This window comes from Rhizobium sp. S96, from assembly GCF_030382195.1.
GTDB lineage: Bacteria > Pseudomonadota > Alphaproteobacteria > Rhizobiales > Rhizobiaceae > Rhizobium.
Map to the genome: position 1 here is coordinate 203,462 of NZ_JAUDRY010000037.1, position 15,661 is coordinate 219,122.

A 15,661-nucleotide genomic window follows, 5' to 3' on the forward strand; every position below is an offset into this window, starting at 1 on the left:
ACATATACTTAGATTGATTTGGCAGACTGGAGCCAAAATCGACCGAAAGAATCCGCTTTGAGGCGAGGCGATCCGGCGCAAAAACGCGCCTGGATCGGCTTTTTTGTCAGCTCCAACCGCCGCCATAGGTGCGATAGAAGACGTGCAGGCCGATGCGCCCGACCTTTTCCATCGTTTTCGCCCATTTCGGACGAACGTAGACAGCGTGATAGTGAGTCGCGGAGCCGACCTGCGGCAGCCAGATCTTGCCCGCCGTCACCGCCATGGCGACATCGCGGGCGATCCTCCAATGATACTGCGAGTTCACACGGTCCTTGATGTTGTCGCAGGCAAACGAGAACTGGCAGCGGTTGCGCCAATCCTCGTTCTGATAGACGACTCCGCAAATGGTCTTCGGATAGGCGGGATTGCGGACGCGGTTGAGGATGACCTGGGCGACGGCCGCCTGTCCCTTGACGGTTTCGCCGCGGGCTTCGAAGTAGATGCCGGAGGCAAGGCACTGCTGCTCGGCTGCGGAGAAGACGCTCGGCGGCAGGACGCTTGCGGCCCAGGCGTGGTCGCGCGGACCGATCTGCGGAACGAAACGACCATCGTCCGCCTTTTCGGTGAGGATCGAGTCGAACGGCGACTGCCGGGCGTAGTCGGGAGCGGCGGGAGCGAAAGCGGTTGCGAGCACGTCGGCCTTATCGTTCGTAACTAGGCCGGCCAGCATCGGCGAAACGCCGCGATCCGGCTTCGGCGGCTCCTTCTTATAGAAGTTGGTAGCGATCTGGATTTCCTTGCCCTTGATCTTCGGCTTCACGAAGGCCGACTTATCCTTGAGATCGAAGGTCGGCTGGAAAAGGAGCTTGGTCCGGTGGAGGATGGAACCGGCGGAGAAATCCTTGGGCGGCTGCATCTGCTCGACGGCGACCACCCTGCCCTTCTTGGACTGGCGGTTGACGCGATCCTCGTCGGGGGTTGCCTCGTGGCCCTTGTCCTTGGCCATGAAGGCGACCTTACGACCGTCGGAGAGTACCATGCCGGCACCGGAGGCAATCGTGCCCGTCACCAGCGGGTCTGCAAAGGCCAGCTCTGCCTGGTGGATCGACCCCGCCGGCGAGTTGGTCAGCACCATGCGCCAGTTTTCCCGACCCTGATCCAGACCGGCAAGCAGTGCGGCCAGATCGGCATGCGATGCCATGGTGGGAAACATCAGCCAGCCGCAGACACCGAAGAGAGCGGGTGAACTCCAGTTTTGAAGCAAGAGACGCAGCTTGCCACGGGAACGGATATTTCGACGCAACACCAGACTCCGGCATGGACGCATGAACATGCCGATGAAAATGTCTCATTAACCTTGATGCTTGGTTAATGCGGCCGACCTAATTTACCCAAAGACGTACAGCCCAAGGCAAAACGCAAAAGCCCGGCACGATGGCCGGGCTCTTTGCTTGGCGGCAGCGCCATCAGATGATGACGTGCGAGCCCAGTTCCACCACGCGGTTTGCCGGCAGTCGGAAGTAGTCCGAAGGATTGGCGGCGGCGTTGGCCAGCGCAATATAAAGACGGTCCTGCCAATAGGGCATGCCCGACTTTGCGTCAGGAACCAGCTTGCGACGGCCGAGGTAGAAGGACGTCGACATGATATCGAACTTCAGGCCTGTCTTGCGGAGCGTCGCGAGCGCCTGCGAGACGTTCTGCGATTCCATGAAGCCGAACAGCAGCTCGACGCGCGAGAAACGCTCGGAGATCTGCTCGACCTTATAGCGATCGGCGCTCGGAACGCGCGGCTTGTTGACCGTGCGGATCGTCAGGATCACGTTTTTGTCGTGCAGGACGTGATTGTGCTTCAGGTTATGCAGCAGCGCGGCCGGTGCGGATTCGGGGTCGCTCGTCAGGAAGATCGCCGTTCCCGGCACGTGCGCCGGCGAATGATCGCTCTTGCGCTCGATCGAACTGACGAAGGAGGCCAGCGGAATGTCGGTATGACGCGTCTTTTCCATAAGGAGCGCCGAACCGCGCCGCCATGTCCACATGATGATCGTGAACGCGGTTGCGATCAGGACCGGGATGTAGCCGCCGTCGTGGATCTTCAGGAGGTTTGCTCCGAGGAAGATCAGTTCAAGCGCAAGCAACGGTGCCAGCACCAACGTTGCAACCGGGATCGACCAGTTCCAGCGAACACGAACGAATTCGAAGGCCATGATCGAGGTCACCACCATCGCGCCGGTGACCGAAATCCCGTAGGCGGTTGCCAGCGCATCCGACGTCTTGAAGCTCAGCACCAGGAAGATAACGCCGAAGAAGAGCACGGCGTTGACCGACGGGAGGAAGATCTGCCCGGTATTCGTTTCGGACGTGAACAGAATTTCCATGCGCGGCAGGAAGCCGAGGTTGATCCCCTGCCGGACGAGCGAGAAGGCGCCGGTGATCACGGCCTGGCTGGCAATGATCGTGGCAGCGGTCGCCAGGATGACAACCGGCAAAATAGCCCATTGCGGATACATCAGATAGAAGGGATCCGACATCGCCTGCGGATTACCGAGCACCAGCGCGCCCTGGCCGAGATAGTTGAGCGTGAGCGCCGGAAAGACCAGCGCGAACCAGGCCCACTGGATCGGACGGCGGCCGAAGTGACCGAGGTCGGCATAGAGCGCTTCGGCGCCTGTCACGGTCAGGAAGACCGCACCCAGGACGACGACACCATAGAAGCCTTCATGCAGCAGGAAGCTGACGGCGTAATATGGGTTGAAGGCGGCAAGAATGCCGAAATCGTCGGAAATATGCGAAATGCCGGCGACCGCCATGACGATGAACCAGAGAGCGGTGATCGGCCCGAAGAAGCGGGCCATAGCGCCGGTTCCTCGCGATTGCACGGCAAAGAGCAGCGCCAGGATGAAGACCGAGATCGGCACGATATAGCTCGTCATGCTTGGCGCCACGAGCTTCAGACCTTCGACAGCCGACAGCACCGATAGCGCCGGCGTGATCATCGCGTCGCCAAGGAACAGCGCCGCGCCGACCAGACCCAGCAGCATCAGGAGCGCCGTGTGCCCGTTGGCCGTCTTCATAAGCAGCGCCAGCAGCGAAAGCGTACCGCCCTCGCCTTCGTTGTCGGCGCGCAGCAGAAACAGCACGTATTTGATGGTGACGATGATCGTCAGCGCCCAGATCATCAGCGAGATCAGGCTGATGACTTCAAAACGGGTCAGGCCGTCGATCGCGACGGGCTTCAGCGCTTCGCGAAACGCGTAAAGCGGGCTGGTACCGATATCGCCGTAGACGACACCGACAGAGCCGAGCGCAAGATAGAACAGCTTGCGCGGGCTCATTTTTTCATCCTGTGAATGGCTGTCTTCGGACATAAAATGAAAACAGGCTCTTCAGAGCCAGCCTTTCCATCGGAAAAAGAAAAAGGGGATGATGGCGGATATCACCATGAGCCCGAGCGAATAGGGATAGCCTTGCACCCAGTGCAGTTCCGGCATCGACTCGAAATTCATGCCATAGATGGAGGCGACCAGCGTCGGCGGCAAGAAGACCACGGACGCGATCGAGAAAATCTTGATGATCGAGTTCTGTTCGATGTTGATCAACCCGAGCGACGCATCAAGAAGAAAGGTGATGTTGCCCGCGACGAACGACGAGTGTTCGGACAACGACTGGATGTCCCGGGAAACCGTGCGGCAGAGTTCTTTCGTCTCGCGGTCCTGCTGAACGGCTGGAACGTTGTAGAAGAAAGTCATCAAGCGGGACAGCGATGCCAGACTATCGCGCACCTTGCTGACAAGACGATGATAGCCGGCGATATCGCGCAGCTTCATTTCGAGGTAGTTCGACGGCTTGCGGACTTTCTTAGCGCGGTCGCCGAACACATGCGTCGAGAGAATGTCGATGCGCGCGACCGACAGCTCAAGGATCTCGGCGGTGCGGTCGATGATCGTCTCGAACAGCTTGGCAAGCAATGCGGCGCCTGTGCGCCACTGTTGTGGCAGACGATGAAGTGCCGCGATGAAAAGCGTGAAGGACTTCGGGCGGGCATAGCGGATGGTGACCAGACGCTTGCCGGCAAGAACGAAAGCGACGTCAGCCAACATGGGCGCCTCGGTCTCGGCCTTGCAAAGCAGGGAAGCGGTCATGAAGACCGCATCGTTTTCGACATAGAGGCGCGCGGACGGTTCGATGTCCTTGAGATCGTCGCGGGTCGGCACCTCGATGCCGAGGACCTTTTCCGCGTAGATCTCTTCCTCATGCGTCGGCTCGATCATGTCGATCCATACGACATCGTCGCGCAGCGCGGCGACTTGCGACAGGTCGGTGAGTTCGATTGACTCGCAGTTGGAGCAGTAGGCCGTGATCACCGGAGGTGTCTCCGGCACGCAGGGCAACGTGCAGCTGTCGCCTGTCCCATCAGAAAACCTTCCGCAGCGCGCCGGCAGCCATGGCAATGCGACGCTCGCTGTTCTTAGATCCTAACGAAAGCGATTGATCAATGTCCATAAAGCTCCTGACATATCCGAGCGAAGTCGGAATATGCGCCATGCTCGACCGCACCGCAGCCATCAAACCTTCGACCGACAAGAGAACTCCGAACATGCAACGGTGACCCCGCGAGGAACCAGCCGCCATCAAGCATTGCCTATTGCCGCCCTCATGGCGACGGCGCGCCATATGACGGAAACCCACGGAAGAATCAAGACATCTTACGTGAACTGCGCCTTTTGATCACATTTCGCCCGCAATTTCGAGTCTAGCGCCGGCGAAGCAGTTATTCAAAGACGATGGCCGGAGCCGGTCTTGGCTGCTGCCCTCCAAGCTGCTGCCAGACCCGCGATGCGATATCGCGGTAGATGCCGGCAACGATCCCGTTGGGCTCAGAGGCGACCAGCGGCGTTCCCGCGTCAGAGGTCTCCCGGATGTTCATGGTCAAGGGCACCTCGCCGAGGAAAGGAACGCCGATGCGCTCGGCTTCCTTGCGCGCGCCGCCGTGGCCGAATATGTCATAGCGCGCACCGGTGTCGGGAGCGATGAAATAGCTCATGTTCTCGACGATCCCCAGAACGGGAACCTCGACCTTCTTGAACATGTTCAAGCCCTTGCGCGCATCGATAAGCGCCAGGTCCTGCGGCGTCGACACGATGACGGCACCGGCGAGCGGCACCTGCTGTGCCATCGTCAGCTGCGCGTCGCCGGTACCGGGCGGCATATCGACGACCAGCACGTCGAGTTCGCCCCAGGCGACTTCGCGCAGCATCTGCATCAGCGCCGACTGCACCATCGGACCGCGCCAGATCATCGCCGTTTCCTCATCGACGAGGAAGCCCATGGACATGACCTTGAGGCCGTAGTTTTCCATGGGATTGATGATGCGGCCGTCGATCTGGGTGGGGCGACCGGAAATCTTCAGCAGCCGGGGCATGGACGGACCATAGATATCCGCGTCGAGGATCCCGACTCGAAGGCCGTTCGCCTGCAGGCCGAGGGCCAGATTGACCGCCGTGGTCGACTTTCCAACGCCGCCCTTGCCCGACGCAACGGCGATGATCGCGCCGATACCGGGAACGCCGATCTTGCCGGCACGCGGCGGCTGCGCCTGCGGAGCGTGCGAGTGACCGTGCGAACCGTGAGCGCCGTGCGGGGTAGCAGCGGGCGCCTGCGGCTGGGTCGAGCCGGCCTTCTTGTCGGCCGTCAGCGCGACAAGCGCGCCCTGCACGCCGGGGATTTCCTTGATGACGCGTTCGGCGGCAAGCCGCAGCGGCTCCAGCTCCTTGGCGCGATCGGCCGGAACGGTAATCGAGAAATAGACCTTGCCATCGGAAATGAAGACATCGGAGACCATGCCGAGCTCAACGATGTTATGCTCGAGATCGGGGCCTCGAACCGTCTTGAGCGTTTCGAGAACCTGTTCCTTGGTGACGGCCGCCATTGCATCCTCATTGCCTGTTTCGGCTCTTAGATAGAGGAGAGCCGCAGCTTCGCCAAACGAAATCAGCGAACAGGCCCGCCAGCACGCGGAATCGTGCCGCTCAGATTGGGAAGGAGCCGTTGCGCCTCCAAGTCCGCCGGGCTTTCGCCCTGGTGACGCAACGGTCTTCTGCCAAGAACATGTAAGGGTTAGCGCACATATGCCAAAAGACCAGCGGTAAAGAGCGGAAAAAGCGCCCGGGCAATATCGATGCCACCGCAGCGTAGCTCAAAAACAACAAACCGCCGCCCAATGCCGCACGCCAAAAAGGCGCCCCGGCATCGGACGGCGGATTGTAGGTCGCGCCATTGATCCGGCGTCGTTACCAGGCCCCCTCTGGACCGCTGGATATACAGAAGCAGAAAACGTGCCAGTTAGCCAGGACACTGGAAACAAGGATCAATCCGAAAACCTCGCCCGAGGCGGGGAGCGCGATTGCCGCCAAATTAGGCTAATTCGCGCGACCCGCCCATAATCTGAGCAAGGTTCACTTGATGAGGCCGATCCGCAGAGCCTTGGCAACAGCCTGCGCCCGGTTGACCGTATCGAGCTTCTTGGTGGCACGATTGAGGTAGTGATTGACCGTGTGTTCCGACAACCCAAGGATGTCGGCGATCTCCACGCTCGTCTTACCTGCGGCGGTCCAGTTCAGGCAGTCGATTTCGCGATCAGTCAACGTGTCGGTCATTCGGCTATCGATCGTGCGGATCTCTGCCAGCCTGTCGTAGACATGAATGGCGATATAGTGGAGTTCCCGCATTTCCTCGGTGGTGAAGGCCTCACGATCGCCGGAGAACGAGACCGCGCCGCGCGCGCCGGAAGGCTCATGCGTCGGGAAATAAGCACACCGCATCATCCGGAAGCGCTCGAAGAGGGCTGAGACGATGTTCGACTTGCCGTCCGGCCGCTCGAGTTTTGCTGTGGATACGTCGTTGAAGAATGGCGTTGTCGATGCCCGCAGCCGACGCATGACCGGGCTGTTCGACACCAGCCGTTCGCTATCGTAGGCCGACAGCAGCTCCACTGGCCAGTTTGTGATGACGGTATTGCTTTGAAGATCACTCGCTGTCGAGTGCGGCAGGTTGAAGACCATAAAGGCACGCGCCCGGTACGCTTCCGTCACCTTTTTCAGGAAGCGGAAGATGTCAAACTGCGTATGCAGCTTGGCTATTTCGCTTACGTAGACGTCTACGGAAGCAGCTGGCGACGATGATGTCATGATTTCATTCAACTCAAATTTCAGCGTTTTCTAGGGGTAACCAAGTCGTCCGCGACGTCTTGTGGCGTATCGCCGACCATGGCATGGAAGCTGATACACCCCAAGACGGGGGATTGACAGACAACAATTGTGACGATTCGTCAGAAAATCACAATACGCCGATGAATATATGAGTTCCGGCCAATTTAGCGGAAACGCCGGGGCCCCAGGGCGATGCGCATATCGGTCATGATTGCCGTAGCCGCCTCGCGAACCGGCAGGGACCATTCCGCCAGCCGCTCGAGTGTCAGGCGGTAAGCCGGGCCGGTGACCGAGACGCCGCCAACGAAGGAAAGATCGTCGGACCAGAGAGGCGCGGCGACGCATCGAATTCCGACCTCGTGCTCCTCTCGATCGTAGCCGTACCCGTCGGCCCTGATGTCTTCGATCTCGGACAGAAGCGTGTCGCGTGTGTGCGTGCTTGGGGTAAAGCGCTCGAATGTCAGCTCCGCGACGACGGCGTTAAGCCGCTCTTCGGGAAGGACCGACAGCGCGACCTTGCCGACACCGGTGCAGTACACCGGCGATGCGTTGCCGATCTGCGAATACATGCGGACCGACTGACGTCCCTCAACCTTATCGAGGTAGATGACGGATGAACCGCGAAGGACACCGAGATGCACTGTCTCTCCCGTCAGTTGTTGCAGCGCGGACAAATGCGGCTCCGCGATCGCGCGAAACTCGTTTCGAGCCCAGCTGCGCGAGGCGAGGTCCAGCAGGCGAAGCCCGACGCGATAGCGCCCCTCCCCGTCGAATTCGAGCAGGCCCTCTTCGACAAGATGACCGAGCTGGCGATGCAGCGTGCCACGCGGCTGGCCGCTAGCGGCCAAGATCTCGGTGAAGCGCAAGGGGCCGTCAGCCTGGGCGATGAGATCCAGCAGCACCATCAGCTTGCCAAGGGTGCCGGTCTCCTGCCGCTGCGGGCCATCGTTGCCTGCTTTCATCATCATTCCTATGCCTTGACAGAGGCATCAACGTAATTGGATAATTCCACATAGTCAAATTAAGTTCCAAATAATGGAACATCGGGAGGAGATGATGGCACATGCTGGGGCGCAGTTTCCCGAGTTCAGGGATCGCAGCGTACTGATAACCGGCGGCGGCTCGGGCATAGGCGCGGCGATCGTCGAAGGGTTTGCGCGACAGGGCGCAAAGGTTTCGTTCATCGACATCGCCGATGCCGACGGACGCGAACTGGCGGAACGCCTCTCACGCGACAGCCTGCATCCCGTTCGTTTCCATCATGCCGACCTTCGCGACATCGCGGCCATCCGCAGCACGGTCGATGCCATCGTCGCGCACTCCGGCCCGATCGGCGTGCTGGTCAACAACGCGGCACGCGACGACCGGCATGACCTGGAAGCCGTGACCGAGGAATACTGGGACAACAATCAGGCGACCAATCTTCGCCATGTGTTCTTCACCACCCAGGCGGTTGTTCCGTCCATGCGCGCGGCTGGCGGTGGCGCCATCATCAACATGTCGTCGATCGCGTTCCTGCTGAACATGCCGGAATTCCCGGCCTACTCGACCGCCAAGGCCGGCGTTATCGGACTGACGAAGAGCCTTGCCGGCAAGCTCGGTCCGGACAATATCCGCGTCAATTGCATTCTGCCCGGCATGATCGTCACCGACCGCCAGATGAAGCTCTGGCTGACGGAAGAAGGGATCGCCCAGACCGTGCAGCGCCAGTGTATCAAAAAGATCTTGCATGCCGACGCAATCGTCGGCCCGTGTCTGTTTCTAGCATCCGACTGCGCCGCCGCCGTGAGCGCGCAGTCCCTTATTGTCGATGGAGGCATTTTCTGATGACAAACCCCGCTTACGTTGCCGTTGACTGGGGCACCAGCAGCTTTCGGCTCTGGCTGATCGGCAAGGACGGCAGCGTTCTCGGCGAAAGCCGAAGCGACGAAGGCATGACGACCGCCGCCAAGACCGGCTTTGCCGCCGTGCTTGCCGCGCACCTCGCCAAGGTCGGCGCGCCCGAAGATGTTCCGGTGATCGTCTGCGGCATGGCCGGCGCGAAGCAAGGCTGGGTGGAAGCGGGCTACATCGACGTCCCGACCTCGCTTTCGGCAATCCTCACCGGCGCCGTCTCGGTTCCCGGCCAAGATAGGGATGTGCGCATTCTGCCGGGCCTCGCCCAACGCGACAAGGCAATGCCGGATGTCATGCGCGGCGAGGAAACTCAGCTGCTCGGCGCACTCGGACCCGAAAGCAAAGGATCTCAGGCGGTCTGCATGCCGGGCACGCATTCGAAATGGGTGCATGTCCGCGACGGCCATGTCACGGGGTTCTCGAGCTTCATGACCGGCGAGCTGTTCGACGCGATCAGCAAGCATACGATCCTCGCGCATGCGGTCGCCGGCGCCGACCAGATGCCGGCCGACACGGCTGCGTTCGAGGCCGCCGTCAAGGCCGCCTTCGAGCGCCCCGCGATGGCGACCAACCTGTTCTTCACGGCGCGTTCCGGGCAGTTGCTGCACGGCCTGACGGCTGCCGGCGCGCAGGCGAAGATTTCAGGCACGCTGATCGGCATGGAGATCGCCGGCGGCCTTTCGGATGCAGGAAGCGCCGTCAACATCAGCTTGGTTGCCTCGGGCAGGCTGCAGGGTCTTTATGAAACTGCCTTCAAGACACTATCTCTATCCTACACCACCATCGATGCCGACACCGCCGTGCGCGGCGGTCTCGCGGCGGCCGCCAAGGCCATCTGGCCGAACTGAGAAAGCAAAAGAGCGATGAACCGTATTCCTTTCCCCTCCATGAAACGCCCGCTGATCGCCATTCTTCGCGGCATCAAGCCGGAAGAAACCGAAAGCGTCGTTGGCGCGCTGATCGAGAACGGCCTGACAGCGATCGAGATTCCGCTGAACTCGCCGGAACCCTTCAAGTCGATCGAGATCGCCGCCAAGATGGCGCCGGCAGATTGCCTGATCGGCGCCGGTACAGTGCTGACGACCGAAGCGGTCGACAGTCTGCATTCGGCAGGCGGCAAGCTGCTGGTGACGCCGAACGTCGAACCCGAGGTCATCATCCGCGCCCGCGAATACGGCATGGTCACCATGCCCGGCGTCTTCACCCCGACCGAGGCCCTTGCTGCCGCGCGCGCCGGCGCAACCGGGTTGAAATTCTTCCCGGCCAGCGTTCTTGGCCCATCCGGGATCACGGCGATCCGCGCCATTCTGCCGCCTGATCTCGTGATCGCCGCCGTCGGCGGTGTTTCTGACAAGAATTTCAGCGACTACACCAAGGCGGGCATCCTCGCATTCGGCCTCGGCACGAGCCTCTACAAGCCGGGCATGAGCGCGTCAGAGGTTGCCGAGCGCGCCAAGGCGACCATTTATGCCTACGACGCCGCGGTAGGAGCTTGATTGCATGACTGATATCCATGAGTTCGAAGGCAAGTCGCTTTCCAACACGAATTCGGTGTTGGGCGAAGGCCCGACCTACGACCCTGACACCAACACCGTGTGGTGGTTCAACATCCTGGGCAAGGAACTGCACGAACTGAACCTCTCCACCGAGGAGAAGAAGGTGCATACCCTGCCGATGATGGCGAGCGTGCTTGCCCGCATCGACGCCGGCCGGCAGTTGCTGGCGACCGAGCAGGGACTGTTCATCCGTGACGTGAAGACCGGTGAACTGACATTCCATGCCGACCTCGAGAGCGACAATCACGAGAACCGTTCGAACGACGGCCGCACGCATCCGTCAGGCGCTCTGTGGATCGGCACGATGAGCAAGCGCGCCGAAATGCAGGCGGGCGCGATCTATCACGTCGCAGGCGGCAAGGTGACGAAGATTTTCAGCGGGATCAGCATCCCGAATTCGATCTGCTTCTCGCCTGACGGGACGATCGGCTATTTCACCGATACCCGCCTCAGCCGGCTCATGCGCGTCATGGTCGACCCGCGGACGGGCCTTCCGACCGGCGAGCCGATTGTCCTCGTGGACACGATGGACGAGCAGGGCGGCATCGACGGTTCCGTGGTGGACGCAGACGGCTACATCTGGAATGCGCGCTGGGGCGCCGGCGTGGTCGATCGCTACAGCCCGGACGGCCTGCGCATCGCGCGCTACAAGGTTCCCGCCGCCCAACCCTCCTGCCCTGCCTTCATCGGCCCCAATGCCGACCGGCTTGCCGTGACGACCGCATGGGAAGGATTGGACGAGGACACGCGCGCGGCACAACCGCAAGCTGGTTCCCTTCTCGAGCTGGGCGTCACCGTCAAGGGCATTTTCGACCCAGCCTACGTGGTGTAAAACAGCTCGAAAAACAGCGTTGTCACAGGGCGTCCACCACGGGCGCCCTATTTCTTTTCCGGCCGCCGCGACATGGATCCGAGGCCGCAATCGCCGGAAAGTTCCGTAAAAAACATGAAATTTTTGCGCGTCTTTTTCGGGAACCAATAGCCAACCCATTCATTTCAATAGGGAACCGGCCAGGCAGAAGCACCACATAAGAATGGCGCTGTCAGGCTAGAGATCACTCAACGAATGAAAAAAGGTAGGTTCGAAATGACACGCAAACTTCTGACGACCGTTGCCGCTGGCGCCCTGTTTGCCACGGCTTTCGCACCGGTAGCATTCTCCCAGACTGCGACCCAGCCGGCGACGCCGGGGGCGCCTGCCACACAATCAGCGCCTGTAGATCCGGCCGCACCGCCGAAGGCACCGGATGCCATGACGCCATCGGGTAGCGCGGCTCAGACAACGGCTCCCGCAGCAACAACCGATACCGCGCAGGCTGGCGGCGATGCATATCTGACCGAGCAGGCTCAGGACCAGGTGAGCGCCAACACGTATATTGGTCAGCCGGTCTATAACGGCCAGAACGAAAGCATCGGCAACGTCAACGACCTGATCATGAAGAAGGATGGCGGCCTCGTTGCCGCGGTGATCGGTGTCGGCGGATTCCTCGGGATCGGCGAGAAGAATGTCGCCGTTCCGATGGACAAGGTCACCGTGGCCCAAAACACCGACGACGGCAGCGTCAAGCTGACAACATCGGAAACCGCGGAGTCCCTGAAGGCTGCGCCTGAATTCAAGACGCTGAAGATGCTGTCAGCCGAAAAGGCTCCGGCCCCGGGTGCAACAGACACTACGGCAACCGGTTCGACAACGAACAACTAAGATACTGCGCAGTGAGTACAGCGTAACCGGTGGCGTCCGAAAGGGCGCCATCGGTCTTTATGCGCTGACGCGCTCGGCGTCGTAGTAGTTCTCGTGCAGGAAGCGCAAGGTGGCGATACTGTCCGCCGGCTTTCCGAAGTGGTAGCCCTGCCCCATGCCGCAGCCGAGCAATCGCAGCTTTGCGGCCTCGGAATAGTCCTCGATTCCTTCCGCCACGACCTCCAGGTCGAGCCCTTCGCACATGGTCAGGATCGCCTTGATGATGTGTTCGGACGCGCGATCGGAATTGATGCGCGATACGAAGGCGCGATCGATCTTGATCTTGTCGAACATGAAGTCGCGCAGACGCCCCAGGCTCGACTGACCGGTTCCGAAGTCGTCCAGCGAGATGCGCACGCCGGCCTGTCGCAGGTCGGCAATGATCCGATTGGCAGTGTCGGCAGAGCCCATCACCGCGGTCTCGGTGATCTCGAGCTCGAGCCGATGCGGGTCAAGACCGACGCGGCCGAGAATGGAAAGCACGCTGCTGCTCGTGCCCGGATCCATAAGCTGTGCCGAGGAAAGGTTGAAGGACAGAAACAGCTCGCGCGGCCAGGAGAGCGCTGCTTCCGCCGCCTTTCTCAACAGGGCCTCGGACAGCGCATCGATAAAGCCGCGCTCTTCGGCCAGCGGGACGAAAACGGCAGGCGAGACGAAACCGAGATCCGGGTCGTTCCAGCGCGCCAGTGCCTCGAAACCAACGACCTGGCTGTTCGCCAGCGACACGATCGGCTGGAAATGCACGTCGATCGCATCGGAGATGATGGCATTGCGCAGCGCCTGTTCGAGCTGCGTCGTGCGCTTCATTTCCTGCGCGATCTCGCGCGAGTAGACGGTGATCTGGCCGCGACCGCGGCGCTTCGAGCGGTAGAGCGCCGTCTCGGCACTGAGCAGCAGCTCTTCATAGGCTTCGCCCGCGAAGGGATAGATGGCAAACCCAAAGGACGCCGAGAGACGGACGTTGCGGTCACCAAGATCATAAGGGGCCGACAGCACCTCCCGGATCATTTGCCCGAACTTCTCGGCACTTGCCCGTTCGAAGATGAGCGGCAGGACGAAGGCGAACTCGTCGCCATCATGACGCGTCACCAAGGCGCCATCGGGAATGCAGGCCTTCAGGCGGTGTGCAACCTGGCACAGGATTTCGTCGCCGGCGCTGGAGCCGAACAGGTCGTTGATCGGTTTGAAAGAGTCGAGATTGGCGATGCCGATGGTAAAGGGCGCGGGGTCACTGGCGCGCTCGGCCGAGATCTGCGCGATACGGTCGCGCATGCGATAGCGGTTTCCAAGGCCGGTCAGCGAATCCGTATACGCCATCGTCTGAAGTTCGTTCTGGCTTACGGGCACCAAAGGCATATCAGCCAGCATCATCATTCCGACCCAGGACCTTGCAATACCACGGAGAATGGCGAGCAAGTCTTAAAAATTCGATATTAGGACAACCTCATCCAGCCCCTCCCTTATCCCCAGATTTTGGGAGTTGACCGGGATCGGGCTACCCGCTGGCCTGCGTAAACGCCTTTGCCAGATGATTTTGGAAAACCGTCTCCAGAATATCGGGGCTGACCGGCTTCATGATCACATCATTCATGCCCGCCTTCGTGCACTCGGCACGATCGCGCTCGAAGGCTTGCGTCAACACGCCGACTATCGGAGTGGTGGAGCCTGTTCCTTCTTCCATCTGCCGGATCATCCGGGCCGCCTCGAAGCCATTGAGCCCAGGCAGCGAGATGTCCATCAGGACAATCTTCGGCTTATGCTCGGTCCACAACCGCACGGCCTCGTCGCCGCTGGCGGCGATCAGGTAGCGATAGCCAAGACCTTCGAGGATCTGGGAGAAGACGATCTGATTGATATCATTGTCTTCGGCAACAAGGACGTCGAGCGAGCGCACCTCCTCGACGGTGGTGATTTCCCAGTCTGTGTCGATCGGGTCGAGCTGCACACCGCGCTTGTTGCGGTTGAAGTGCCGCGCGATCTGGAACGTCAGTTCATTGGCGAGCTGAAAGCCGTCCATGACAAGCGACGGGATACCGTGCTGATCGGCCAGTTCCAGGCATCGCATGCCCATCTGGTTGTCGATGATGAGCAGGTCGAGGGCGATACCCTCCTGCCCCGCAAGCTCCAGGAAATGCTCTTGCTCGTCCTCGCCGCGCACCGAGCAGGCTTCGAAGCCGTATTTCGCCAGCATCCGCAGCGCCGCCGTTTCGGCAGCGATATCGGCCGTAACCACCAGGATCTTGCGGCCGGAAAAGTTCTCCGGGACGATCGCCTCCATCGCCGCGGGCTCGCGACGCTCGGTGCTCGCCGTCATCGGTACATAGGCTCTGCGATAGGAATTCTTGCTCGATGTGGTTACCGCGGAGGCGAGCTCGAACTCATCAAGATCGGCGCCGTCCCGCGGCAGATCCTGCATCGTCGCCACCAGGAAATAGCGACCCGGCTTTCCGATGCGATGCTTGCGCGTGACGATATCGCGCTCGGCGCCGTCGCGGGAAACCTGCCGCTGGCGCGAGATCGACATCTCGCCCGTTTCGAGCACATGCCGGTCACTTTCCTCGAAGCGCTCGGCGATCTCGGGCGAAAACAGATCCGAGCTCTTGCGCCCCAGCACTTCGTCGACGCTCGACTGATACTTCTCGCAGAACGCGATGTTGACCGCGACGTAGTTGAGATTGCGATCCTTGACGAAGAGCGGGAACGGCAGATTGTCGAGAATATCCTCGGTCAGCTGCACCCGTTCGAGATCGAGCCGCCACTGCTCTTCGCGCTTCTTGTCTTCCGAGATGTCCGAGATGACGCAGACACCAAAGCCGCTCGCCAGGCGCCGCTTCTGGAAGCGGATCCAGCAATCGCTGGCCTGTTCGACGGACTCGAAGCGTTCGCGCCAATGCGAGGCGATCTTCTGGGACAGCCAGTCTTCGCGGTTGAGCGCGCTCTTCTTTCCGGCGGATTGGTTGCGGATGCCGGTGTCGTAGATCGCGCCGAGAAAATCGCGAAGCCGCGTGCCGGGCTTCAGCATCGTCGCTGCAATCGGAAAGAAATCCAGCACCTGACGGCTGGCGAAGACCAGGTGGTCTGTCTTGTCGTAGACAATGAACGCGGAGGAAAGGCTCTCGCAAACCGCGTCGAATAGCGCTGTCTGCAGGCTGGCTTCAGCCGGCCCTTCGCCATTCATAGATGATGTGTCCGCTTTTTCGAAGCCGGCACCCATTCTTACGCGTCCCACATCTGTCCGATTGCAAGTATTCTTCGGAGGCAAGTGGCAAAATGCCAGCTTT

The 15,661-nt window shown here is 60.7% G+C and carries 13 protein-coding genes; 5 read left to right on the top strand and 8 right to left on the bottom strand.

Annotated elements, in window-relative coordinates; translation table 11 throughout:
* Positions 1 to 106 precede the first annotated feature (106 nt).
* The 6 genes from QTL94_RS25850 to QTL94_RS25875 all read right to left on the bottom strand — a co-directional run bounded on the left by QTL94_RS25850 (position 107) and on the right by QTL94_RS25875 (position 8,152).
* Positions 107 to 1,309: a cell wall hydrolase gene (locus QTL94_RS25850; RefSeq protein ID WP_289803565.1), complete on the bottom strand. Its 1,203-nt coding sequence runs from the start codon at positions 1,307 to 1,309 to the stop codon at positions 107 to 109.
* 139 nt (positions 1,310 to 1,448) lie between these two features.
* Positions 1,449 to 3,347, bottom strand: a complete 1,899-nt coding sequence (locus QTL94_RS25855; protein WP_065689655.1) for a potassium transporter Kup — start codon at positions 3,345 to 3,347, stop codon at positions 1,449 to 1,451.
* 18 nt (positions 3,348 to 3,365) lie between these two features.
* Positions 3,366 to 4,343 carry a magnesium/cobalt transporter CorA gene (gene corA, locus QTL94_RS25860; RefSeq protein ID WP_065689654.1) on the bottom strand — a complete coding sequence of 326 codons (978 nt, stop codon included), beginning with the start codon at positions 4,341 to 4,343 and terminating at the stop codon, positions 3,366 to 3,368.
* 407 nt (positions 4,344 to 4,750) lie between these two features.
* A complete protein-coding gene (gene apbC / locus QTL94_RS25865) occupies positions 4,751 to 5,908 on the bottom strand; it encodes an iron-sulfur cluster carrier protein ApbC (RefSeq protein WP_065690225.1) in 1,158 nt (385 codons plus the stop codon).
* Between the two features lie 526 nt (positions 5,909 to 6,434).
* On the bottom strand, positions 6,435 to 7,166 hold the full coding sequence (locus QTL94_RS25870; RefSeq protein ID WP_113520649.1) for a LuxR family transcriptional regulator: 732 nt from the start codon (positions 7,164 to 7,166) through the stop codon (positions 6,435 to 6,437).
* A 185-nt stretch (positions 7,167 to 7,351) separates the two neighbouring features.
* The gene (locus QTL94_RS25875) at positions 7,352 to 8,152 is read right to left on the bottom strand and encodes an IclR family transcriptional regulator (RefSeq protein WP_289803566.1); all 801 of its coding nucleotides are present in this window, start codon (positions 8,150 to 8,152) and stop codon (positions 7,352 to 7,354) included.
* 91 nt (positions 8,153 to 8,243) lie between these two features.
* Here QTL94_RS25875 and QTL94_RS25880 point away from each other — a divergent pair, with 91 nt between their 5' ends.
* From QTL94_RS25880 to QTL94_RS25900, 5 genes are all read left to right on the top strand, one after another.
* Positions 8,244 to 9,014, top strand: coding sequence for an SDR family NAD(P)-dependent oxidoreductase (locus QTL94_RS25880; protein WP_502944187.1), 771 nt, complete (start codon positions 8,244 to 8,246; stop codon positions 9,012 to 9,014).
* Complete coding sequence (locus tag QTL94_RS25885) at positions 9,014 to 9,931, top strand: 2-dehydro-3-deoxygalactonokinase (protein ID WP_065689652.1); 918 nt, start codon at positions 9,014 to 9,016, stop codon at positions 9,929 to 9,931. Before QTL94_RS25880 ends, QTL94_RS25885 begins: the two co-directional genes overlap by 1 nt.
* 15 nt (positions 9,932 to 9,946) lie before the next feature.
* Positions 9,947 to 10,579 carry a 2-dehydro-3-deoxy-6-phosphogalactonate aldolase gene (locus tag QTL94_RS25890; protein WP_065689651.1) on the top strand — a complete coding sequence of 211 codons (633 nt, stop codon included), beginning with the start codon at positions 9,947 to 9,949 and terminating at the stop codon, positions 10,577 to 10,579.
* 4 nt (positions 10,580 to 10,583) lie between these two features.
* Positions 10,584 to 11,471: an SMP-30/gluconolactonase/LRE family protein gene (locus tag QTL94_RS25895; RefSeq protein ID WP_065689650.1), complete on the top strand. Its 888-nt coding sequence runs from the start codon at positions 10,584 to 10,586 to the stop codon at positions 11,469 to 11,471.
* A gap of 255 nt (positions 11,472 to 11,726) precedes the next feature.
* On the top strand, positions 11,727 to 12,341 hold the full coding sequence (locus QTL94_RS25900) for a PRC-barrel domain-containing protein (RefSeq protein ID WP_289803508.1): 615 nt from the start codon (positions 11,727 to 11,729) through the stop codon (positions 12,339 to 12,341).
* A 57-nt stretch (positions 12,342 to 12,398) separates the two neighbouring features.
* Here QTL94_RS25900 and QTL94_RS25905 read toward each other — a convergent pair whose 3' ends face one another.
* Both QTL94_RS25905 and QTL94_RS25910 read right to left on the bottom strand, forming a co-directional pair.
* Positions 12,399 to 13,754, bottom strand: a complete 1,356-nt coding sequence (locus tag QTL94_RS25905) for a putative bifunctional diguanylate cyclase/phosphodiesterase (RefSeq protein ID WP_065689648.1) — start codon at positions 13,752 to 13,754, stop codon at positions 12,399 to 12,401.
* A 121-nt stretch (positions 13,755 to 13,875) separates the two neighbouring features.
* A complete protein-coding gene (locus QTL94_RS25910) occupies positions 13,876 to 15,594 on the bottom strand; it encodes a response regulator (protein ID WP_065689647.1) in 1,719 nt (572 codons plus the stop codon).
* Positions 15,595 to 15,661 lie beyond the last annotated feature (67 nt).